This window comes from Pseudomonas sp. LG1E9, assembly GCF_003290225.1.
GTDB classification, from domain to species: domain Bacteria; phylum Pseudomonadota; class Gammaproteobacteria; order Pseudomonadales; family Pseudomonadaceae; genus Aquipseudomonas; species Aquipseudomonas cyclaminis.
In genome coordinates this window covers 4,600,144-4,621,428 of record NZ_CP029983.1, presented here as the reverse complement: position 1 = coordinate 4,621,428, position 21,285 = coordinate 4,600,144, and the positions used below count along the sequence as shown (strand labels likewise).

Annotated in this window: 18 protein-coding genes and 1 pseudogene; 13 read left to right on the top strand and 6 right to left on the bottom strand. The window is 52.3% G+C overall.

Annotated features, from left to right (window positions below; all coding sequences use genetic code 11):
* Positions 1–697: 697 nt before the first annotated feature.
* Together DNK50_RS20990 and DNK50_RS20985 are read right to left on the bottom strand one after the other, a co-directional pair.
* A complete protein-coding gene (locus DNK50_RS20990) occupies positions 698–2,152 on the bottom strand; it encodes a site-specific integrase (protein ID WP_112196113.1) in 1,455 nt (484 codons plus the stop codon).
* Positions 2,153–2,439: 287 nt separating this feature from the next.
* Positions 2,440–3,389 (bottom strand): annotated as a pseudogene (locus DNK50_RS20985) (tyrosine-type recombinase/integrase); the annotation flags it as partial.
* Positions 3,390–3,742: 353 nt separating this feature from the next.
* On the opposite strand from DNK50_RS20985, the gene DNK50_RS20975 reads away from it, so the two are divergent.
* Positions 3,743–4,606 carry a PIN domain-containing protein gene (locus tag DNK50_RS20975; protein WP_112196111.1) on the top strand — a complete coding sequence of 288 codons (864 nt, stop codon included), beginning with the start codon at positions 3,743–3,745 and terminating at the stop codon, positions 4,604–4,606.
* A gap of 358 nt (positions 4,607–4,964) precedes the next feature.
* Here DNK50_RS20975 and yejK read toward each other — a convergent pair whose 3' ends face one another.
* Positions 4,965–6,017, bottom strand: coding sequence for a nucleoid-associated protein YejK (yejK, locus tag DNK50_RS20965; protein ID WP_256595621.1), 1,053 nt, complete (start codon positions 6,015–6,017; stop codon positions 4,965–4,967).
* 73 nt (positions 6,018–6,090) lie between these two features.
* Here yejK and DNK50_RS20960 point away from each other — a divergent pair, with 73 nt between their 5' ends.
* The 3 genes from DNK50_RS20960 (at position 6,091) to DNK50_RS20945 (ending at position 7,687) form a co-directional block, all read left to right on the top strand.
* The gene (locus tag DNK50_RS20960) at positions 6,091–6,525 is read left to right on the top strand and encodes a hypothetical protein (protein WP_162633388.1); all 435 of its coding nucleotides are present in this window, start codon (positions 6,091–6,093) and stop codon (positions 6,523–6,525) included.
* Positions 6,440–7,114, top strand: coding sequence for a hypothetical protein (locus DNK50_RS28845; protein WP_162633387.1), 675 nt, complete (start codon positions 6,440–6,442; stop codon positions 7,112–7,114). The genes DNK50_RS20960 and DNK50_RS28845 overlap by 86 nt, the downstream gene beginning before the upstream one ends.
* Positions 7,115–7,354: 240 nt before the next feature.
* Positions 7,355–7,687: a hypothetical protein gene (locus DNK50_RS20945; RefSeq protein WP_112196107.1), complete on the top strand. Its 333-nt coding sequence runs from the start codon at positions 7,355–7,357 to the stop codon at positions 7,685–7,687.
* A gap of 137 nt (positions 7,688–7,824) precedes the next feature.
* Here the strand turns inward: DNK50_RS20945 and DNK50_RS20940 are convergent, their stop codons facing one another.
* A complete protein-coding gene (locus DNK50_RS20940) occupies positions 7,825–8,247 on the bottom strand; it encodes a hypothetical protein (RefSeq protein ID WP_250924844.1) in 423 nt (140 codons plus the stop codon).
* 215 nt (positions 8,248–8,462) lie between these two features.
* On the opposite strand from DNK50_RS20940, the gene DNK50_RS20930 reads away from it, so the two are divergent.
* Positions 8,463–9,020, top strand: coding sequence for a hypothetical protein (locus DNK50_RS20930; protein ID WP_371929456.1), 558 nt, complete (start codon positions 8,463–8,465; stop codon positions 9,018–9,020).
* A 332-nt stretch (positions 9,021–9,352) separates the two neighbouring features.
* Here DNK50_RS20930 and DNK50_RS20925 read toward each other — a convergent pair whose 3' ends face one another.
* Positions 9,353–9,676: a DUF2388 domain-containing protein gene (locus DNK50_RS20925; RefSeq protein ID WP_099586517.1), complete on the bottom strand. Its 324-nt coding sequence runs from the start codon at positions 9,674–9,676 to the stop codon at positions 9,353–9,355.
* A 560-nt stretch (positions 9,677–10,236) separates the two neighbouring features.
* On the opposite strand from DNK50_RS20925, the gene DNK50_RS20920 reads away from it, so the two are divergent.
* The 8 genes from DNK50_RS20920 (at position 10,237) to DNK50_RS20875 (ending at position 19,138) form a co-directional block, all read left to right on the top strand.
* Positions 10,237–11,559: an integrase arm-type DNA-binding domain-containing protein gene (locus tag DNK50_RS20920; protein ID WP_112196106.1), complete on the top strand. Its 1,323-nt coding sequence runs from the start codon at positions 10,237–10,239 to the stop codon at positions 11,557–11,559.
* Positions 11,560–12,470: 911 nt separating this feature from the next.
* Positions 12,471–13,448 carry an integrase domain-containing protein gene (locus DNK50_RS20910; protein WP_112196104.1) on the top strand — a complete coding sequence of 326 codons (978 nt, stop codon included), beginning with the start codon at positions 12,471–12,473 and terminating at the stop codon, positions 13,446–13,448.
* A gap of 493 nt (positions 13,449–13,941) precedes the next feature.
* A complete protein-coding gene (locus DNK50_RS20900) occupies positions 13,942–14,220 on the top strand; it encodes a type II toxin-antitoxin system HigB family toxin (RefSeq protein ID WP_058418254.1) in 279 nt (92 codons plus the stop codon).
* A complete protein-coding gene (locus DNK50_RS20895) occupies positions 14,210–15,430 on the top strand; it encodes an ImmA/IrrE family metallo-endopeptidase (protein ID WP_112196102.1) in 1,221 nt (406 codons plus the stop codon). Before DNK50_RS20900 ends, DNK50_RS20895 begins: the two co-directional genes overlap by 11 nt.
* Positions 15,427–16,569 (top strand): beta family protein, encoded by a 1,143-nt coding sequence (locus tag DNK50_RS20890; RefSeq protein WP_112196101.1) that lies wholly within the window; start codon positions 15,427–15,429, stop codon positions 16,567–16,569. The genes DNK50_RS20895 and DNK50_RS20890 overlap by 4 nt, the downstream gene beginning before the upstream one ends.
* A gap of 253 nt (positions 16,570–16,822) precedes the next feature.
* On the top strand, positions 16,823–17,806 hold the full coding sequence (locus DNK50_RS20885) for an adenosine deaminase (RefSeq protein ID WP_112196978.1): 984 nt from the start codon (positions 16,823–16,825) through the stop codon (positions 17,804–17,806).
* Entirely contained in the window at positions 17,796–18,350 is a 555-nt protein-coding gene (locus DNK50_RS20880) for a non-canonical purine NTP pyrophosphatase (RefSeq protein WP_112196100.1), read from the top strand. Before DNK50_RS20885 ends, DNK50_RS20880 begins: the two co-directional genes overlap by 11 nt.
* Positions 18,350–19,138, top strand: a complete 789-nt coding sequence (locus DNK50_RS20875) for an SIR2 family protein (RefSeq protein WP_112196099.1) — start codon at positions 18,350–18,352, stop codon at positions 19,136–19,138. The genes DNK50_RS20880 and DNK50_RS20875 overlap by 1 nt, the downstream gene beginning before the upstream one ends.
* Before the next feature lie 210 nt (positions 19,139–19,348).
* Here the strand turns inward: DNK50_RS20875 and DNK50_RS20870 are convergent, their stop codons facing one another.
* Entirely contained in the window at positions 19,349–21,175 is a 1,827-nt protein-coding gene (locus tag DNK50_RS20870) for an avidin/streptavidin family protein (protein WP_112196098.1), read from the bottom strand.
* Positions 21,176–21,285: the final 110 nt, after the last annotated feature.

Below are 21,285 nucleotides of genomic sequence, written 5' to 3'. Positions count from 1 at the left end.
GATCGATGATGGCCTACGTAGGGTATGAGCTGCTGAGTGGGTTTAGCTGATACCGTGAGGGGGAGCCATAAAATCTATGGTCGCCCCAGCACAATGAGCCCCAAGAACTGTTGGCGCCTACGCCGAATAGCCCCAGTTGCTGAGATTTCACTGACCCAGTCTGACTCCTCGCGAATCCTTGTCTTTGCTGAATTTTGAAGGTTTGGAGATGGGGCAGTCTTGCCTCGGCACGTGGGTCAATTCAGCGTCGGCGTGAACAGTCATAGCGGCGAACTGGCCTAAAAGCGGATTCAAAAACAACCCGAAAGTCCGCTTTCGGGCTGCCGCCCAACAGCGCGTTTAATGTTCGAGATTGGTTGAGTGGGACATCCAGAACTTTCAGTGCGACCTACAGGCGGGGCAATTAGCCTTTTCGCTGGTTAGCGCCCTCGGCGTGGTGCTAATGCTATTTCACTTGGCAAGCGCACGGATGGTGACGTGTCTGGATCCTGACGTCTGAATCGTCCCCGGTTTAGTAGACGCGTTGAGTGCCTGCTTTTGGCTCGTTGCCAGCGGCTGAATCGCCGCTAATTTTTTAGACGTGCGACTGGCAACTGCTGGCCGACTTTTGCCGGTCATGATGGGCAGAAATCGAGCCAAATAGCACGCTCGGCGAGGTCATACGAAACTATGATTACTCAGTACTGAAGATGCCGACTTATGAAGTCGGTAGCAATCCATTCTCGGTATAGGCTGGGAAAGAAATCATCGACTCGGCCGGGGGGTGCTCGTAGGCGGAGGACAACACAGCACTGAGTCGATCGCCCAGCAGATTCCAGGCACGTTTCTTCTCTTCTGCATAGTCGTGATGCAGGTAGTGGCGTCTCACCCTAGAACCGGCCAGCACATGGTTTTGGCAACGATCAATGACGTCCAGGCTGACCCCCAAAGCCTGCATCATGGTTGCCCCCGTACGGCGCAAGTCATGCGGTGTCCAGTCGCCGTTTTGGCCATCGGCCAGCACCAGGGTATCGTCATGGCACCGTCTTGAGAGGGCCTTGCGGTTTTTGAACCGGGCCTGGCGATCGCCGACCTGTTTGCTCACCACTTTCACACCCACATGCGCATCATCCAGCTTGTTCGGAAAGCACCATTGCGAGTCGCCCGTCAGGATTTTGAGTTCTTGAAAGAAATGCAGGGCGAAGGGGGAGAGGAAGACATGGTGATCCTGTTTTTTGCCACGGGTGCCTTTGACATTTTCGCTGGGGAGGAACCAGGTCTGCTGGTCTAGATCGACATTTTTCCATTCGGCCTGCAGCAACTCGCCAATCCGGCACAAGGTGCCCAAGCTGATCCAGAGCGCGAGTTGGGTTTCCTTCTTTAACGGCCGTATGCCGTCGTATTTTTGCCCAGCGGGTAGGGCGTTGTAATCTTGGGTCATTTGTAGGAAGCGGTTATGCAGTTCCAGCAACTCAGCGGGCGAAAGAATGCGGCTTCTTTCTGCCTCGTAGTCGGCAGGGATCAGAGGGGAGATGTCGACTAGCTCCGTTGGATCGCCCTCGACCAGTAAGGCCCGCCAGGGCTGGCGCTTTCTGGCCCAGTTGAACATCTGAGTGAGGTCGGCGAAGAAACTGATGGCTTGCCGGTGAGCGCCGCGGTTGACCACGGTGCGGATCAGCGCCCGAACATCGTGTTCGGAGACGCTGCTCACCGCGGTCTTGCCGAGTGCCGGAAAAAGGTCTTTGTTAAAACGGCGCTGCAATTCAGCATTGCCATCTTTGCGCGCCACGCCATCCAACAGCCACGCCTTGGCCAAATCCTGGACGGTCAGCGTTTTCACCTTCGTCGCTTTTACTTGGTCAGCCTCTACGTTAGCAGCGGCGTATGCCTGTGCCTTGGCGGTTTTCTTTTGCTCGTTGGGATTGATTTGCTCATCGATGAGCGCCCGGGCCTGGTTGCGTGCTTTACGGATGTCCGTGAGGGATTTGCGCGGCCATGACCCGCAGGAGTACTCTTTGTTCTGCTCGCCCCAGCGATAGCGATAGAAAAAGCTGACCGACACACCGTCCTTACGGACTGAGATTCGACCGGCCAGATTGCCATCCTCCCTGAGGATTCGGCCGGCATCGTTGGCGGTCAGCGACTCGAGTTCTTTGATGGTGATTTTGGCCATGAAACGGACTCCCCCTACTTTTACCCCCACAAAAACGTCGGCTCTTGATGGACGTTGCTGGACTCTCGTAGAGCAGAACACCGCTGGAGCCCAAGTAAATACTAGCTTATAAAAATCCAGTGTAAAATTTTGGAAGCTTTCAAGAAGTATGAAAAAGGAGATGGGGTGCTAGGGGTCGAGTGTTCGAATCACTCCGTCCCGACCATATTTTTCAATGACTTAGCCGCTTTCGAGCGGCTTTGTTGTTTTTGCCATAGTGACTTTCCGAGTGACCCTGGCGCTTTTCATCATGCTTCCCTCCTTTTCAGAATCGTCAACGCTGGTGCGCGTGAGTCGGTTGCTGATACCTTGTTTGCCGCCGCAATCAGCTGATCCAGTTCTGCCGCCGAGTAGTGACTGGTGATGCTTCCGTTCTTGTGGCCGAGCAGCGCTTTGCGATCCTCCTCAGCCACGCCAGCAGCACGCAACCTTCTCCCAAAGGTGTGCTTCAAGTCGTGAATGCGGATTCTGTCAAAGCCGTGTGTGCCGGCCGCAAGAACTTCTCCTGCCACTTCTTTGCCGCCCGACCCCGCGCCTTCTTCCAGGCCGAGTCGTTCATGCGGTGAACCGTCGTTTCATTCCCTTCACCATCTGGCTTGCCAAATGGGAAAACGTAGAGCGGATGTTTGCCGCGCTGCTTCTCGATCACTGACTTGGCAACGTCATTCATCACCACCAAGCGCTCGTCCCGGTTCTTCACGCCAGACCTGGCACTCCTCCCCCCAAATCCAGCCGGGATCAGGAACACACTCGTTCCAAGTTCCGGTACCGCAATCTCCCAATTCCACTGAAGCTTGCAAACTTCCTGCTCCCGGCAACCTGTGTTGACCTTGAACATGTCCATGGTCTGAAGGTGTGCCGTTAGCTCGGCGAACAGGATCGATTGCTCCTCCCAGGAAAGTGGGTAGGGCTTTCGGCTATTCGTCTTCTCATCCAACAGGGAAATCATCGGCACCACGTCAAGCAATGGCTGGCGCTCTTCGTCCCGCCACTTTCGCGCACAGAGGTTCAAAACCCGGATAACCCGCTGCAGCGCGATATTCACCGTCCTGTTCGTTACCGGCTTTCCTGTCGCCGGGCTCAGCTTCGACCGCACGTAGGGCGCAAGCGCATCGTCATCGATGTGGGGCAGCGGCATATCGCCAATGAACGGGTCCAACTGCTCCATGTAGGTCGCCGAAATGTGGATGGACGCCTGAGCGAACCGATGTTGACCGTGGCCTGGCGCAGGTGGCTGGGCGTGAAGTCGGGGCCAGGCTGATTGCCGGACTTTAGCTTTCTGTAGGCGTTCCGAGTAATGCTCCGTATGATCAGAGAAAAGGGAGAGGTGCTTATGGAGCTCAGGTCACGCTTGGTTTTTTTAGATACCAATATATATGAAGGCAAAAACTTCCAGTTTCTGACCCATAGTCTTGGCGGGTTGAAAGATCTGATAGACGATGGCGAAGTCCGCTTGTTAATTACAGATGTAACAAAGGGTGAGGTTTATCGCATATAAAGAAGAAGTCTTTAGCTGCTGTTTCCGAGCTCAAGGCAATCAAGAAGAATGCGATGATTTTGAGGAATGTTCCAGGCATTCCGGCGCATGGAATATTTTCCAAGGTTTCGGCGGATGAAATATCACGGTTGATTTCCCTGGATTTTGAAACGTTCCTCGACTCCCAAAACGTTGAATATGTTTCAATTGATGATGTAAAATCAAGTTATGTGTTCGAGAGGTATTTTTCTTCACTCGCACCATTTGCTTTGGGCGAGAAAGAAAAAGAATTTGCAGATGCTTTTGTGTTGAAGGCTTTAGACGACCTTTCAGCAGGTCGAGGACACTCAGTCCATGTTATATCTAGTGACAAAGACATGCATAGGTATGCGGAAGAACATCCGCGTTTGATTTGCAGTGACTCGGTTGACGAATTCATCGATGCCGTCATTAAGAGTGTTTCCATAGAACCATCCGAGTTCGCTGCCAAGGCGCTGGAGGTTGTTCGTGGAGATTTCATGAACGTAATCCACGAGTGCATACAAGCGATTGATACTGATTTCAAAATAGGCGGCTGGGACTCGGAGTTAGAAGATGTTGATGTATACGATATCGAGCTGGTTAAGGCTAACTTGGTTTCGGTCGGCGATGAAGAGTGCACCTATGATTTAGAGTTCACATTTACAGCTGATACCATTGAAGTTGAGAAGGACTACGATAGAAGTCCGTTCGATCACGAAGATGGTAATTATCCATTCGTGCTTGAGAATGTATTTGAAAGAACGTTTGACGGTGAAGCCAATCTTCAAATTAAAATCTCTTATCAAGATAAATTACTTGATACTGTTGAGCTATGTGATTACGAGCCACCAGTAACACTGAAATTTTCAGCCCCTTATAATGAAGAGGTTAAATATCTCGATATAAACGGCGAATGAGGTTTCAATTGATCGCTGGTCTGGTTCGGTGGCGCGACCTGGCGGGGCTATCAGCCGCCGTGCCTGCTGGCGTGATTCGTTGATATGGGGTATTACGGGTGACCGGCATGGAGCCGGATCAAGGAGCGGATATGCCAAGCGTTGAGACATTCATTGATGTAAGCCAAGGCCACCAGTTCGACACCGAGGTTCGGCACCACACTAACGGCTTTACCTATCAGCTCAGCATTCCAGGTCTGCCACCAATCCGACCTGGCGACCAACTGTTCGCCTCTTTGGATAAGGCCAGGCAGCACGCACGAGAGCAAGCCTGGAGCCTTATTGACAAGCTGGTGAAATCCCAGCGGTAAGTAACGTCTCAGGAAGAGGCGCGCTTGAGCTGTTCAGTGAGCTGCGTTGGCAGCCCTCGTAGCGTCAGAGTGCCGCCGGCTTCGTCGAACTCGATCTTGTCGCCGAGCAGGTGCGCCTCGAAGCTGATCGACATCCCCTCGCCCCTGCCGGTGAAACGCCGGAATTTATTGAGGGTCTTCTTTTCCGGCGGCAGAGCCTCGGAAAGCCCGTAGTCCTTCGCCTTGATGAATTCGTAGAAGTTCTTCGGCCGGTCTTCATCGATCAGACTGGACAGCTCGTCGAGGGTGATCGGCTCGCCCAGCTTGGCCTGGGCCATGGAGTAGCTGACCAGCGTGTGCGTCTTCTCGCGGGCTGACTCTTCTGGCAGATCCTCGCTTTCGACAAAGTCGCTGAACACCTTGAGCAAAGTCCGGGTTTCGCTCGGGCCGTCGATCCCTTCCTGGCAGCCGATAAAGTCGCGGAAGTAGTCGTTGAGGCGCCGGCCCTGCTTGCCCTTAAGGTAGGAGATGTACTGCTTCGATTGCCGGTTGGTCTGCCATTCGCTGATGTTGATGCGCGCAGCCAGGCGAATGTGGTCCAGGTCCAGGCGTTTCACCGTCATCAGTGCGAGCTCTTCGGTCATCGTCACCGCTTCGGTTTCCTGCACCAGGGCGATGACCAAGTAATCGGTCAGGCCTTGGTGGTAGTGGCAGAAGAGGGCGTGACCACCGGTGGTGAGGTTCGACTCTTCCATCAGCTTGGTCAGGTGTTCGACAGCTGTTGTGCTGAACGCCAGGAAGTCGGTGACGCCGGCCAGGTACTTGCGGAGCCAGCCGCTGAAAGGGAAAGCGCCTGACTCTTGGTGGAAGAACCCCCAGCCCTTGCCGGCAGCGGCATTATAGCTTTCGTTGAGCTGGCTCATCAGGTCGTCGCGTGCCTGGCTTTCAACCTGCTCGGATGCGCCCAGGAACAGAACGGCCGGGCTGCCGTCGGGCTTCTTGTCGATCTTGTGGATGACGCTATGGCGTACAGGCCTTTCGTTTACCTCAGGTAAGCGCCGCCCTCCGGTTACCGGATGCAGCGAGTAGGGTGGAATTTTGGAAAAGGATAAGGTATCAATCCGCACCTTGGATTTGAGCCTAGGAGGGACACTGATGCGACACCACATTTTTTGGCGTTTTATAGCGATGATTATGTTCAGCTTCACGCTGACCGGATGTATTCATTACGAGCACAAAAGTGCAGAAGGAAAATCAAGCGCCCAAATCGCTACGATCCAACAGTTCGACAAATCATTAACAATATTTAAGATCGACGACGATCAAACCCTTTATTGGTTGAGCCGCCAGAGCGAGTACCGACTGGGTGCAGGAAGGCATAAGATTCAAGTTCGTAAGTTTATTACCGCGCAACAGCAAACTGCTCCGATTGAAATGACTGTTGATCTGGTGGGCGGCCGTACCTATGGACTTTACGGAATATCATCGTTGACATGGTGGAGGTATGAAATTCGTGATGTTGAGACTGGGCAGCCAGCTGATGTCGCAGACCCTGTTGTCAATGCAACATCTCCTGCATCGCTTAAATAGTTGGCCCGATAACCTCGTCGCCGAGGTCTTTCTTAATGGCGAGCAGGCTTTTATTTCGGAATTCCCGCGCCACACTTTCCGTAGGTTCGAAAACGTGGCGCGGCGGATTCAGCAGCGGCTGGCACTTTGCGGAACCCATCGCATGCAGGTGATGAATCATCAGCGTCATCGCCTCGCCCTGCTCAGTAATGCCTGGGCGCTGTGCGGAATGATTTATTGGGTGATCAGGCCGCCGATGGCGGGGCCCAAGAAAACGATGGTGAGGAAGGTCAGGCCGACGATGGCCGACAGGGCGCGGATGGCCCGGCGCCGGTGCTGCTGGTGGGCGGTCATGGCATACACCACTGGCTGCCGCAGTAGTAGCGACCATCATCAAAGTTCGGGGGGCCGAATTTGCTCCCGCAAACGAATCACGCTGGGCCAGGCCGTCCATCTGGCGCTGATTCAGGTGGCCTTGCAGCACCGTGCAGAACCGGTCGAACGTCACGACCTGCGGCGGGCCGTAGCGGCGCTTCCACTTGATGTCGACGCCGCACACCAGTCGCTCCGCCGATGCTCCAGCCAGTCATTACCTCGTCGCTCTCGCTGACCTCTGGAGGCAACTGAGCGTCGTAACACCCATGGCAAATATTCAATGCTGCGTTCATGGTCGCCTCCAAGGTGGCGGGTTGTTCACCTGTATTCGTCAACACTCATGCCTCCCGCTGGTTGCCGATGGGCGCGGGGGAGGAGTGCTGACGCAATAGAGGCGGAGATGGGTAAGTGTTAAGCTGATAGGGCTTTGACCAGGAGCTTGCTGGCCTCAGTGTCTATAAATAAGGAGTTTTGAATGTCGGTAAGGATTTGCAGGTTGTCACTATGTTTGGCATGCCTTTGCTTCGCTGGTCGCTCTATTGCAAACGAGAATGAGGAGCTGCATCAAACCGCTCTCACTGCCATTGCAATGGAGCAAGTCTGCGATAAGGCAAACCCGGGCATGAACGCAAGCATCGAAAATGCTTTCGCCAACGAACCGTCAATGGAACGAATAAAGCCTGAAGTTAGAAAAGTGCAATCAGACCCCGCTTATAAAGCTGAAGTGGCAGCGATGGTAAACACGCTAAGCGCTCCACCCTTTCAGGTCCTTCAGAAGGAACTGTGCGGCCCTTACGCCCGAAAATAAGATACTCACGCCGAAGTGAATTTTCTTGCGGTCCTTGCAAGGAACGCAGTCGCATTCAGATCATCCCCCGATATAACCTGCGCTTCGGCGCGCAGGTGACCGGGCAATTAACGACAGGCTGTCGTGGCGCTGGTTGTTCAGCCGTAGATGCCGTAGCTGAACTCATCCTCATCACAGTCGACGATGATCTTCGATGAACCGAAGTAGAGCGCTGCGACCATCTTCTCGAATGGAGAGCGGAATCGCAGGGTCTGGCTGATCTTCTCGCCGTCGATTTTGGCGGAGTACACAGTGCCAACCTCACGCCCCTTTTCGTCACGATCCTTGCCGTTACGGTCGAAGCTGATGTGGATGGCGTTGTCGAGCATGTATTCGCTGCGCTCAGAGCTTCTGGAGTAGCTCGAAGCACTGTGATCTTTGGGCGTCTTATCGAAGTAGATATGCAGGCCCCCGTAGTCAGATGGCTGGAAGCGAATGTCTGGATGCTCCCAGTGCTCCTCGGCGGCGGACTCTTTATGGTCCTCGACGAAGGCTTCCATCAGGGCCTGCAGGCTGATCATGGGGTCACCTTTTCGAAGTGGAACACTACCGGCGATCCAGCTGCACCAGCCTTCCAGGGTTTGGCCGCCTTTGCTGATGTTCCAGCGCAGGCCGGCATCATGTTCTCCAGCACGTCGTGCTCGGGTCGCAGTGGCTTGCCAGACACCAGCTTCCAGGTGCCGGCGGTGGTCTGCTTTGAAAGCAGCTCGCGCACCACTGGAGCGAGGTGGTCGGCGTGCCACCGGTCACCCAGCAGCACCGCATCGCAACGCCTCTAGTCGCTTCAAGCACTGAAAGCCCTGCCGCCCACCCCCCTATTTGGCATCGCGGGCCGGACTTACTGACCATTGGCAGCACGGGGGCGGCCATTTTTGGTTTCTGCTTTGTGGTGATTGCGTTGTTGCCGGGCTTAGTGCTGGCGATACTGCTCCTTCTCGGGTTCGAAGCGATGCCAGGTGAACCTGGCAGCGATGGGTCTAGCCTCACCACGTCGTTGCTCATCCAGTTCCTGTGTGGTTCTGTTGGGCTCATGGGGCTGGTCTTCGCATGGATCTCCTCGGCGGCTAGAGTGCTGGCCTTCACGTTCGACGAAAACCAGCAACTGCTAACACTCACGGTCACCCGTCGCGGTCGTAAGCCCACCGAAGTTCAGGTGCCATTTAGCGACATTATTTGTATCTGCCCTTACGTGCTCGCCAGTTACGACCGCGATGGCCATTTTAGCGTCGTGTGTCAGGGGCCGAGGGGCAAGGAGTTCGTATATCGATTGGCTGAGGGTACTTCTCTGGAATAAATGGAGTTTCATGCTGCGTGGTTGCGAGGAATAATTGGCTCACGGATGCAGGAACTACTGAATCTGGACAAATGAACTATTACATCGTGATACGCGCTATGCGGTGCATGAATCGACCTTCACCTGGCGCCATACGCCGACGGCTTCGAAGATCCTCGCGGCGTGCTCCCATTCGATGGTGCGATGAGCCTACCCCACCCAAAAGCGGGCGGGCTCGGCAAATTGCAGGCAAAGAAAAGCCCGCGATGGGGAGGGCGGGCTGAAAGGGATGATCGCTAGGAGCTGGGGTAACCATAAGCGCTCGCCTGTGAAAAGGTCGTGAAAGGTCGCGCTCAGTAAGAGGTAACGATTGCCTGGGCGAGTTGCTGGTCCGTCATCAGGGGAGGGCCGTATGTCGTGCGGTAATAGCGCACTGCCTGTTCAAATTGGGCGCCGCGAATCTGGCCTTCCGAGCCAATGAACGCAAGGGCGTCAGCCTTTGCAGGCTTGAAGTTATTGGCGGCCAGCATAGTGAGCCCGGTAGTTCCTGCAACGGTGTAGCTTGGAGCCATCAGTACAGACAGCACCGAGTTGTTATAGGAGTCATCGGACTCCTCGGAGGCATGAGCGTTGATCGATACCATGAGGGCTGCGGCTACAATCTTCCATGAGTCCATGCTGCGATGCTTCCATTGCGATCAGAGTGCGCCAAGATAGCAGAGGGTAGGGCGCCAGTACAAAAAGCCAAGGTCGCTGGCAGGCTGACAGAAGAGCGATATACGCCCGTCCTTGCCAGGCGTTTAACCAATAACGTTTTAGACTCACCGCATGTCTTTTTTCATCCCTCAGGTACATTTCCGATTATTCAGACCTGACCCAATTGATGCAGCGTTCACGCATCTTGCCGATAAAACGTCAGTGACTTCACCCGCGTCTGTACATAGCTGCGCGCAACGGTGTTTGGCGAGCTGGCCATGACCAGGACATTCAAACTGTGATCCTTCAAGTCGACTGAGCCGGATAGGCACAGTGTCGTAGCGCCTTCGACTCCTGTTGCCGGCACCATACAAGGTTCCAGAGAAGGCTTTCAAAATCTCTAGAACCCCCGAAAAACCCGCCTTCTGGCGGGTTTTTTCGTTTTAGCGTTCCATCGGTTTCCGTCAGAAACTGGTGGATTCCAACCGTTTTAAGGGTAGAGTTTGGGATACAGGTCACTTCGATAAAAGGGAGTACCCTTATGTCGCGCACCACAGCTCCGCTCTCCGACGCAGCTTGCCGCTTGGCAAAACCTACAGACCGCGCCTACAAGCTTTTCGACGGCGATGGCCTCTACCTCCTAGTCCAACCCAATGGCCGCAAAGGCTGGCGGCTCCGTTACGTCAAACCTGACGGACGGGAAGGACTGACCTCGTTCGGCAACTATCCCGTCATTGGCCTCGCCGACGCGCGCCGCAAGCGCTTGGAGGTCAAGCGAATGCTGGCGGATGGCATTGATCCCATAGAGTCCAAGCACCAAGCCAAGGCGGAAGCTGTGATCAAAGGCAGAACCTTTGAAAGCGTTGCGCTGGACTGGCACAGGGAAATGTCGGCCAAGTGGGCACCAGGCCACTCCAAGACTGTGATGAGCCGCCTCAAAACCCAAGTGTTCCCGCTGATCGGCGCCCGCGCCATTGTCGACCTCGACACCCATGACCTCATGCAGCCCTTGGAAGCGATCAAGAAGCGCGGAACGATAGACGTTGCTTTAAGGGTACAAAACTACCTACAGAGCATCATGCGCGAGGCAAAGCGCCTCCGGCTTATCACCATAAACCCTGCTTACGACCTCGAAGGCTCGATCAAGGCCCCGCGGGTGGTCCATCGCCCCGCTCTACCCTTATCGCGACTGCCGGAACTGCAGGAGCGGATCGACACCTATAAAGGCCGGGCACTTACCCGTCTGACGGTGATGCTGTCGCTGCATGTGTTTGTACGATCCAGCGAGCTGCGTTTCGCACGCTGGAGCGAGTTCGACCTCAAGCGCGGCACCTGGGAGATACCGGACACTCGACCCGCGTTGGAGGGAGTACCCTTTTCCACAAGGGGTACGAAGATGGCAGGGGATATCCATTTAGTACCCTTATCGCCGCAAGCAGTGGCGCTACTCGAAAAAATCCATGCACTCACAGGCAAATTCGCATTGGTCTTCGCAGGGGATGCCAAACCCTGGAAGCCCATGTCCGAAAATACCGTGAACAACGCGCTTCGGACGATGGGGTACGACACCAAAACCGATATCTGCGGGCATGGATTTCGTTCGATGGCCTGCAGCGCACTGATCGAGTCAGGATTGTGGTCGGAGACAGCCATTGAACGGCAGATGAGCCACAAGGAGCGCAACAACGTCCGCGCCGCTTACATTCACAAGGCCGAGTTCATCGAGGAGCGCAGGCTGATCATGAACTGGTGGAGCCGGTATCTGGAGGCCAACCGGCAGGAGCATGTCACTCCGCACGAATTCGCGAACCAGACAGGAGCGAACGTCACTCGCCTAAAAGCAAAACGTGGCGCAACTGAGTAAGCGCTCGGTCTTCATATCTCAGCGATCCGCTTGTCCACGCGGGTCCATCCAAACAGGGCTGCAAAGCCGCCCTGCTTGGATGGACCTCACTTAAAAAATCTAAAGCCCACACAACTGTCTGTGGAAAACCACTGATTTCCACCGGTGGATAATTTCATCCACAGCCGCAGAACTCCCGAAAATTCGAGCCTTGACCCGAATTATCCACAGGCGTAGAAAAGGTCGGGCAAAGCGCTGTCGTCGACAGCAACCCAGGTAGCCAGAACCTTTAAGGCTACGCCACACCGTGGTGGTTCTCCCAAAGTGCGATTAGCGTCCGGCGGCTCGCACGGTCACAGCGATGTGATGGATGCCTACTTTTACCAGTGTGCCCACTGCGGCAACTCATCCTCTTTCATAGCTGCCCTGCAGCAACCTATCCGCTTGGCCATTCCCGTGCGCCAACCTGCGCCTGTCTCTTTCTCCCGGAAAGAGACGGGCGCTCCTACCGCTGCTGCAGCCCAACTCGTACAAGGCTTTGCGGCCTTCCCCCTCGTGACAATCGGCGTGACAAACACCGAAGTCACCCGCAACAGCGATGCAGATGATGGTGCCGCAGCCCACGGAATGGACTGCACCTGACTGACAGTCAGGCATGCCCCGGTCATCGCTTCACTGCCTTCACCTGACTCAGGATCTCGCGGCGCTGGTCTCGTCAGCCAGTGCAGCCTCCACCCGCCCACCTCTTCGGAGGTGTTCAGGAGGCCAGATCATGAGATGCCCAAGCTCCTGGTCGTAAAGAGCCGTCAGTCCCGCGTTAGTGGACAAACCTCACAGGTCGCAGGGGCCTTGATCCCTGATAACACTCAACATCCTTGGCGGGATGACGTGGGGAAGGTTTTAAAAGTTTTGGCTTCGAGAGGAGTTCGATCATGGCACTGGTAGGTAAACGTGACGGGCGCAATTTTGGCTATGGTCGGCAACTGAGCTATGCCGGGCCGCAAGCGCTACGAGATCTGTTTGGCGGCGGGCATTACGGGACCGTCAAAGCACACAGTGATCGGTGGCAAGCATTTGTACGATGGTGTCGATCAAAAGATGGACCGGGGTTCAACGATGCGCGACAAATTGATCGGCAGACCTTGCAGGACTACGCCGGGCACCTCCGAAATCAAGTTGAACAAGGCGAGCTGGCCATCGCCACTGCACAAAACCGACTGTCTAGTGTGAATCGGACCATGGCCGCGCTTCGCGGTGATCAGTATGTAAAAGTACCGAGTCCGAGCAAAGAGCTGGGAATGCAGCGCACCACGGTCCGCTCAGCGATACCGCAAGGTCAGGATCGTGAACAGGTGATACGCATTATCGACGCGCTTCGCGAACAGCATCCCCGTGCCGCCGCTATTACACAGTTGGCAAGAGCCACCGGAATGCGCTTGCGAGAGGCTATCTTGGCCGACCTTGTACGCCTAAAACGTGAGGCAAACCAATTCGGCAGGATCAACATCCAGGATGGCACCAAAGGTGGGCGCTCGGGTGCGTCGGCACATCGATGGATTACGGTAGATGATCATATTCGTGACGCGCTGAGGTTTGCCGAACAAGTCTCGCCCGACGGTAGCCGCAACCTGTTAGCTCCGCACGAAAGCTTTCGCGACTTCAGGCAGTGCGTCGTTCGGCCTGCCCGGGACATCCTCCATACGCACAACCTTAAAGGGTTTCACGAATTGCGGGCGGCCTATGCGTGCGAACGCTATGAGCAACTCTCCCACCATCAAGCGCCGATCAACGGAGGCAGATGCTACCAGCTCGACCCGCGTCTCGATCAGGAGACCAGAACCCAAATCAGCTATGAACTGGGCCATGGCAGGGTCGACATTGTGTCAGCTTATATCGGCGGTAGGACGTGAGTAAGCCATTCGACATCGAGCTTTTCTTGGCTGCCGTCCTGACCGGATCGCATGCCACACGCGAGCGTCATATACGCCAGGCAAAGATCATTCAAGCGGCGATCTCTGATCGCTGGCAACGAGACAATCCTTGGACCTGGCAACGAAAGCATCTCGTCTGGTTTTTCGACATTCATCTAGCCCAGCACTCCCCCTACACACGGGCCTACTATCTGGTTACCGCGCATTTGGTTTGCAAAAGGGCCGGAAAGATCTGGACGTTACGTACCATCAAATTGTCTGCTCTAGACCCATAGCTTGTGGGAATGATAGTCAGTCAAAACAAGGAGAAACGACCTTGTGGATTCCGCCCCACCCCCAAGAGAGCCAACCATCACGCGAAAGCCTTCATGGGAAAAGCACTGGCGCTTACGCATAGATGGTTTTCCCAAATTGGGATATTGACAGCCTTATCTAATCCGAGCATTATCCTCCCAAATCGGGAAGAAAAAATATGCGACTCATCGGACGTGAAAAGCTAGCCAGCTTGAAAGGCATCGGCAGCGAAATTGAGAAGTGGGTGCGAACCTGGGCGTCTGAGGTCATGAGCGCTCACTGGAAGCATCCCACTGAAGTGAGCAGCCAATTCCCAAATGCCAAAAACACTGGCAATGGTACGTTTTTATTCCCTGTATGTAATGGCGGCTTAACGATACAACTGTTAATCGTCTTCCCGCAGGGTGTAGCCCTTATTACAGATCTAAAAGTTAGCGAAGACACCCATGGACACTAAGGTTATCCGGACAGACGAACAGTACCGAGCATACCTTGAAGAAGTTCAGGTACTGATGGCCAAAAATCCATCCCTTTACACTACTGATAGTGACAGACTTGAAGTACTCACTGTCCTACTTGAAGCCTACGAAAATAGTAAGTACCCAGTTGAGCCGCCAGATCCAATTGATGCAATTCTCTTCCGCATGCAAGAAAAGGGATTGAAGCAGGCAGACCTCGTTCCCTACTTCGGTACCAGCAGTCGGGTTTCAGAAGTTTTAAATAGAAAAAGACCTTTAACCGTTCAAATGATTCGAGCATTATCACTTGGACTGGGCATATCTGCAGAAACTCTTATAGGTTTATCAAGCCCTGATAACGAGCAAACAAAACAAGATATAGATTGGTCGAAATTTCCAATTAAAGAAATGACACGTAGGGGATGGCTGCAAAACTTTTCATTTCAAGCAAAAACTTCGGTTGAAGATATTGTTAAACATTTCATCTCAGACGCAGGATTACAGTTCGGAGCCGCAGCATTTCGAAGAACGCTTTCGGGAGAAGCAAAATCTCCAACAACCCAATACTCCCTTTATGCTTGGCTAGCTAGAGTAATACAATCCGCACGTATAAGAAAACCAAAACTTGGTCCGTTCAACAGTGAAAATATTTCCAGCAATTTTTTAAGAGAGCTCGCACAACTTAGCTGGTCGGAACGCGGCCCGCTACTTGCTGTAGAGTATTTGGAAAGGCAAGGAATAGCAGTAGTAATTGAGCCTCACCTTAAAGGCACTCAATTGGACGGTGCAGCTCTGAAAGATAATGATGGCACTCCAATTGTCGCGTTAACACTGAGATACGATAGGCTAGACAACTTCTGGTTCACGCTGCTTCATGAGGTCGCCCATATTTGGAAGCATGTAGGGAATGAAGATGCCTTTTTAGACGATCTTAATACAGAGTCGGAGGATCGGCGTGAGGCGGAAGCCAATCGATTGGCGCGAGAGGCATTTATTCCTAGAGGAATCTGGAGAAGAAGTGATGCCTTCATCTCCCCAAATAGAGAAAACATAGAGGCATTAGCAAGAGAGCTTAGAATCCATCCAGCTATAATTGCCGGTAGATTGAGGAAAGAATCTGGAAATTATAGTAGCTTTCCAGATTTGACAGGGCAGCACCAAGTAAAATCGTTGTTTTTATCCACAGCTGATTACGAGGTTTTCAAATGACCCCTCGATACATACCTGTTCTCAAAGCAATGGATAGCGAATTCAAAGCAGTTGCTCAAATGAGCAAGATAACTGCCGACCGAACTTGCCCTTTGTTTGAAATCCCACGTATCGGTAAGAACATTACTGAAGCAAAGCGTTTTGAAGGATGCGCTCATCTGACCACAGCGTACCTAAACGAAGTGACTGATAGGATTGCCGCTGTATGGAAAGGCAGAACATCGATGGTCGATGCCTTCCATTGGCAACCAGACGCGACTGTAGAGTCTGGAGAGCATATCGTCCAATATATTTATGGCAGACTCACCGCGCTCGGAGTTAATATCCGTCCAATAATCGGATATGACCGCTGGGAAAACCAAGCTTATCGATTGGCACTACAAAACTTAGATCCAGAACTTTTACATCAGTCCTGTATACGCCTTGATCTTCAAGCCTTAGAGGACACCGAAGAGCCAGAGTTTTTCGAAGAGAACATTGAGTCTATCTTAGACGGTTTGTCACTTGAACCAAGCAACTGCTCTTGCCTAATTGATTTTGGCGACGTGACCGGTTGGTCCGTTGTAGACATGCTGGATAAGGTAGATTCGATTCTTTCTATCCTTGAAAAATACGCATTCAGCTACATTGCTGTATCAGGATGCTCACTGCCTAAATCAATTGATCTAGCTGTAAAGAAACCCGACACATCAGATATCATTCCACGCAAAGAAATGTTGGTATGGCAAGCGATCCGTCAAAGCAATCCGAAATTGCGGATCATCTATAGTGACTATGGTGTACGAGGTCCGTCGAGTAACGAAGGCATTCGAAACCCTCACGCTAATGGAAAAATCAGATATACGATCGATAAGCACTTTTTCATAGTTCGCGGTCACTCCATGAAGCTTCCTGGAAAAGGTCAACAAATGTGGGGGCTCGCCAAAACTGTTGTTGAGTCTAGATACTATATGGGGGAAACCTTTAGCTGGGGTGATAACCGTATTTTAGAATGCAGCAAGAAAGAGTGTATGGGGGGGCACCCACAATGGATTACCAATGACACTAGCCACCATCTGGCCTATGTGATGGCCGAAGTTAACAACTTTGAGCTATCCGTTATTGGTTCAAGTTTAGAAGAAAGCGAATTGAGCTCTTGAAGTAATTTCCAAGATAATTAGCTTCTGAACCAATATATCAAAAGGGGGTATGGGATGCCCCCCAGCAGTACGTCCGGACTCGATGAGCATAAATCTAATAAAATCGGCACCCAAGGATTTTCAGCTTGTAACTGTGTCTAAAGTCTTGTTACCCATTATAAGTCTAGAGATCTTTACTGCCTATTTCGCACCCTTCATATTACCAGCGCAATTTAGCCTCTAGATCAACTTTTTATTGATGAAGACCTCTCTGATGGAACACGATTTTAAAAGCATGGAAAAGGGTGAGCTACACGTACACTTAAATGGCCTCGTCAGTACTCGCCTAGTTATTGATTTACTCCAGCAGCAGGGAGCAGAAATTCCTGATAATTTTAATTTAGAAAGAGACCTCACCAGGTTTACACCTTCCCCTGACCTTCAGACATATCTAAAGCCTTGGCAAGTTTTAAGGCTTATTCCTCAAGGTCGCACAGCTCTCAATTTAATGGTTTTTAGTGCATTCGAAAACCTAGCAGCTCAAAATGTAAAGTTTGTCGAGTTACGGAGTAGCGTAATTTATCTTGCACTTCTTAATAACGTCACAGTACCCGAGGCGCTCTTGTGGTTGACCGAAGAGATTTACAGCGCCTCATTAAAATACGGTATTAGGGGCGGGCTGATATTAACAGTTTCACGCGGGGATTACGCTGCGGAACATCTACGTACCCTCTTAGCCGCTTATGCATCTATTGGTAAGCCCGGAATAATAGTAGGACTAGATTTAGCTGGCAACGAAGATACCGTATCTCCAACAGAGCTCCCTCAGTTATATCGGAAAGCAAAATCTGATTTAGGATTAAAAGTCACTATACACGCAGGGGAAACAGGCAACCCCCAAAATATTATAGAAGCTATCACCGAGTTTGATGCTGACAGGATTGGACACGGTACAGCCGCATTCAAATCAACGAAAATCATGGAATTGATGCACAAGCGCGATATATGTGTAGAGGTATGCCCTATTAGCAACCGCCTAACAGGTGCTGTAAAATCAAGCGAGTCCCACCCTGTATGTGAGTTCATAAAATTCGGCGTACCATTCGTTATTTGCTCGGACAATCCGGCGATTCACGGTGCGAGCATTAGCGATGACTATAATGAGTTCTATAAAGAAACAGAAAATAGTGCCATCCTCGAGAACATGCTGACCTTACAAAGAAAATATAGCTTCATGGAAGACCAAAATGAAAATTAGATTTGTTTCAAAAAACAACTTCAAAGTCCAAGAAGTCCAACAAATACTTCAGGATACTGGGGTAGAGGTCGTTGCTGCCCGATACTCAATTGATGAAATCCAAACTGAGAATGTTGATAGTTTGGTCAGAGATAAATTACTGAAGGCTTTCAATATAATAGGACGCCCTGTTTTCGTCGAGCATACTGGTCTCTATATTGACAGCCTCAATGGCTTCCCAGGTGGATTAACACAGATTTTTTGGGACAAGCTTCAAGCTGACAAATTTTCGACCCTGTTTGGATCCGGGGAAAATACTAACTTGGTCGCAAAAACGATAATTGGATATTGCGACTCTATGAAAATCCATCTTTTTGAAGGTGCAATAAAAGGCACCATATCTGCTGAACCCCGAGGAAACAGAGACTTTCAGTGGGATTGTGTTTTTATTCCAGAAGGCTTTACTGAAACTTTCGCGGAAATGGGGGATAGAAAAAATGACATATCGATGAGGCGTATCGCATTCGATAAATTTAAACAGTTTCTTAAAGATGGAAATACTTGATGGAACAGTTACTATCATCTTTTAAGCAAGGCAACGTTATACTTTTCGTTGGTGCTGGAGTATCCACCAATCTGGGGCTTCCATCTTGGGGCGAACTGATCGACAAAATCGCTCAAGAACTAGGGTATGACCCTGAGATTTATAAGACATTTGGCGATCATTACGCCCTTGCCGAATATTATAGGATCAAAAAAGGTAGTATCGGTCCCCTCCGAAGCTGGATGGACCGAAGCTGGCATGCTCCGACTATCAATATCGAATCGTCGAAAATTCATGAACTGATTGCAAAAGCCAACTTTCCAATAATTTATACTACAAATTATGATCGATGGCTCGAAAACACATTCGATCACTTCCAAAAGCCATACACCAAAATAGCATCAGTATCTGACGTAACTAAGATAAGACCTGGAAGCACTCAAATAATTAAGTTTCACGGAGACTTCGATGATGACACCTCGATAGTACTTGATGAAACTAGTTATTTTGAAAGATTAGAATTCGAAACACCTCTAGATATTAAATTGCGATCGGACGTGCTTGGCAAATCAGTACTATTCATTGGTTACCGACTTGCCGATATAAATTTAAGGTTTCTATTCTACAAGTTATCCAAAATCTGGAAGGCCAACTGCAATAGTGAGGCACAGCCTCGGTCATACATATTTTCACCTAGACCAAACCCCGTCCAAGAAGCCATTCTTAACCAATGGGGAATTAACATGCTTTCTTCTCAGGTAGACTCCCAAGGAGATGCTCTCGCGGAATTTTTAGAGAATTTTGTATAACTCAAATGCAGCTTTAGCAGCCTAAATCAAAGAAATTTACGACTTCGGCCTGATTTTAAAGATGGCTCACAGCAGGCCAAAGGTCTAAAAGTAGACTCTGAAATTTATTAACCACATCGTTGCACCTGCTATGGGAATAATCCCTAGCGAAAAAACTGCAAAATCTTAGGGTAGCTTTAGGGGTATAGCAGATTAACCATAGCTGTTATCTCATTGTATTGAATTAAAAAAGTCCGATTTTTCGACTCCTGGTGCCGTCAGGCTAACCGATTGCAGCGGTAGCCCAGTGGCTTGGGCATTGATGTCGGTGAAGCCGGACACTTCCGCTTCGCCGGTGTCGGCTGACAGTGTGCCGCTGACATAGCCAAATGCATGGCGCTGGCCTGCATGCACACGCAGGTTCAAGCGGCCTCCATCAGCGGCAGCCCAGGTGCCGCTTAGGGCGTCTTGAATGTCTGGCTTTGACGAGGGAGCGGTAACCGGTGGATGTTCCGGCTCGGAGGCCACTCTGTGGTACAGCAACTTGTCGACGTAGGTGCCTTGGTCAGCAAGCCCTGGGAAGTCGCTGGTGGCTACCAGCAAATGCGATAGCGTCAGCCTGTCTTCGTCCTTCACGCGCAGAATTTGTCCGCTGAGCCCAGAAGACCAGTTCCAGCTGGGATCAGAGGATTCATCACCCAAGGAATGCCATTCGATGGCCAGTGCTACAGGAAGGCCTTGTTCTGCGTGGATGGTGGCGGGTGCTTGATAGCCGACCACGGCATATTTGCCTGTCGAACCCGTCGAGGATTGGTAGGTGCCGCAGATCCGGTTCCCTTCAACCGTCAGTGTCATGACCGAACCATAGTCATTCTGCCAGGTGCCGGCGGCCGACATCGGCCGCGAAGGCGCTTCGGCTTTGGCCGTGGCGCTGAAGATGAGCTTTGCGTGGCTGAGTGGTCTCGGTGCCGTGTCGAACGGTTGCGAGGACGAACGCGTGATGATCTGCGGGCTGCCGGGGCGATTGCAGAGCCACACGCCAGCGGGTGCCAATGAGTAGGCTCCCGGGCGACATTGGACCACGCGGTACTCATAGACGGTGTAGCAATGTTCCATCACCAATGAACCCACCAACACCAGGTCGGCCAACCCGAGAGGCTCAAATTGAGGCAGGATTTTGCCTTTGCTGGGGCCTTCCTCAATCAATACGTTGTAGAGATTGGCCCCGAGCGTGATCTCGCCATCGGCAAAGCCGAGGACCACGTCGGGGGAGCCACCTTGGGCGATGCGCGCCAGGGTTTGGCGCATCAGCCGGTCGTCTCCCTTGAACCGAGACGAACCGGAGTCCAGGGCAAAGCTCAGGTCGTTGGCCAACACTTCGCCGCCGACGGCGTAGGAGGTGAGCTGCGTGGACCAGATGTACTCCACTCCAGCGACCTTGTTGTAGAGCGACCAGGGCAGAAATAGGTGCGGGCCTCGGGTCTTGCTGATATCAATGCCACCCAACTGACAGCTGCCGCGCCGTGATGCGGCATCCCAATCGAAGGCGATGAAGGGGTGTGTGGGATCCACCTTGCCGCTGTTCATTAACGCCTGAAACACGAACGAGCTACGGCCGTCGACATAGGCGCTGCTGCTGGGCAAGCCAATGCCGCCGTCCCAATCCAACTGGTGAAACTGTGCACCGTCGTAGTCCGCCGCCAGTAGCAGCTGGGTGGGCAGCGTCGTTTGGTTAATGTGCAATACGTCCGCGCCCGACTCGACCTGCATGGTTCCCCATGGGCCAAAGCTGTAGGGCCGTTGCAGACAGTCCGTGAAGGTGAAACTGCTGGACGCCTGATAGTCAAACCGGCCTGCGCTGTAGTGTTGGCACCGATCCGCTGCGCAGAGGCTGGAAGTGACCCAAGTGATGTTGGTGCCCGTGTCCAGGGAGAGTTTCAAGGGTTGCTTCGGGGTGCCTACGTACAGGGATGAGTACCAGGGGGCGGCACCGTTGTTCTGGTAGGGGCCACGATCCATGGCGAGGGTAATGCCCCCGACCTGATGTTCATTGTTCATGGTGAATTCCGTTTCTGATAATGGTGTTTGACGCGGGTGTAGAAGGGCGATGGAAGCGACCGGTGAGGGTCGCAGCCATGGGCATACCGCTATTCAAGCGCAGTTACTGG

Bases quoted from the DNA above. Each gene is read 5' to 3' on its own strand.
- DNK50_RS20990 (WP_112196113.1), bottom strand. From the start codon at position 2,152: ATGGCCAAAATCACCATCAAAGAACTCGAGTCGCTGACCGCCAACGAT.
- DNK50_RS20975 (WP_112196111.1), top strand. From the start codon at position 3,743: ATGATTTTGAGGAATGTTCCAGGCATTCCGGCGCATGGAATATTTTCC.
- DNK50_RS20960 (WP_162633388.1), top strand. From the start codon at position 6,091: ATGCGACACCACATTTTTTGGCGTTTTATAGCGATGATTATGTTCAGC.
- DNK50_RS28845 (WP_162633387.1), top strand. From the start codon at position 6,440: ATGAAATTCGTGATGTTGAGACTGGGCAGCCAGCTGATGTCGCAGACC.
- DNK50_RS20945 (WP_112196107.1), top strand. From the start codon at position 7,355: ATGTCGGTAAGGATTTGCAGGTTGTCACTATGTTTGGCATGCCTTTGC.
- DNK50_RS20940 (WP_250924844.1), bottom strand. From the start codon at position 8,247: ATGATCAGCCTGCAGGCCCTGATGGAAGCCTTCGTCGAGGACCATAAA.
- DNK50_RS20925 (WP_099586517.1), bottom strand. From the start codon at position 9,676: ATGGACTCATGGAAGATTGTAGCCGCAGCCCTCATGGTATCGATCAAC.
- DNK50_RS20920 (WP_112196106.1), top strand. From the start codon at position 10,237: ATGTCGCGCACCACAGCTCCGCTCTCCGACGCAGCTTGCCGCTTGGCA.
- DNK50_RS20910 (WP_112196104.1), top strand. From the start codon at position 12,471: ATGGCACTGGTAGGTAAACGTGACGGGCGCAATTTTGGCTATGGTCGG.
- DNK50_RS20900 (WP_058418254.1), top strand. From the start codon at position 13,942: ATGCGACTCATCGGACGTGAAAAGCTAGCCAGCTTGAAAGGCATCGGC.
- DNK50_RS20895 (WP_112196102.1), top strand. From the start codon at position 14,210: ATGGACACTAAGGTTATCCGGACAGACGAACAGTACCGAGCATACCTT.
- DNK50_RS20890 (WP_112196101.1), top strand. From the start codon at position 15,427: ATGACCCCTCGATACATACCTGTTCTCAAAGCAATGGATAGCGAATTC.
- DNK50_RS20885 (WP_112196978.1), top strand. From the start codon at position 16,823: ATGGAACACGATTTTAAAAGCATGGAAAAGGGTGAGCTACACGTACAC.
- DNK50_RS20880 (WP_112196100.1), top strand. From the start codon at position 17,796: ATGAAAATTAGATTTGTTTCAAAAAACAACTTCAAAGTCCAAGAAGTC.
- DNK50_RS20875 (WP_112196099.1), top strand. From the start codon at position 18,350: ATGGAACAGTTACTATCATCTTTTAAGCAAGGCAACGTTATACTTTTC.
- DNK50_RS20870 (WP_112196098.1), bottom strand. From the start codon at position 21,175: ATGAACAATGAACATCAGGTCGGGGGCATTACCCTCGCCATGGATCGT.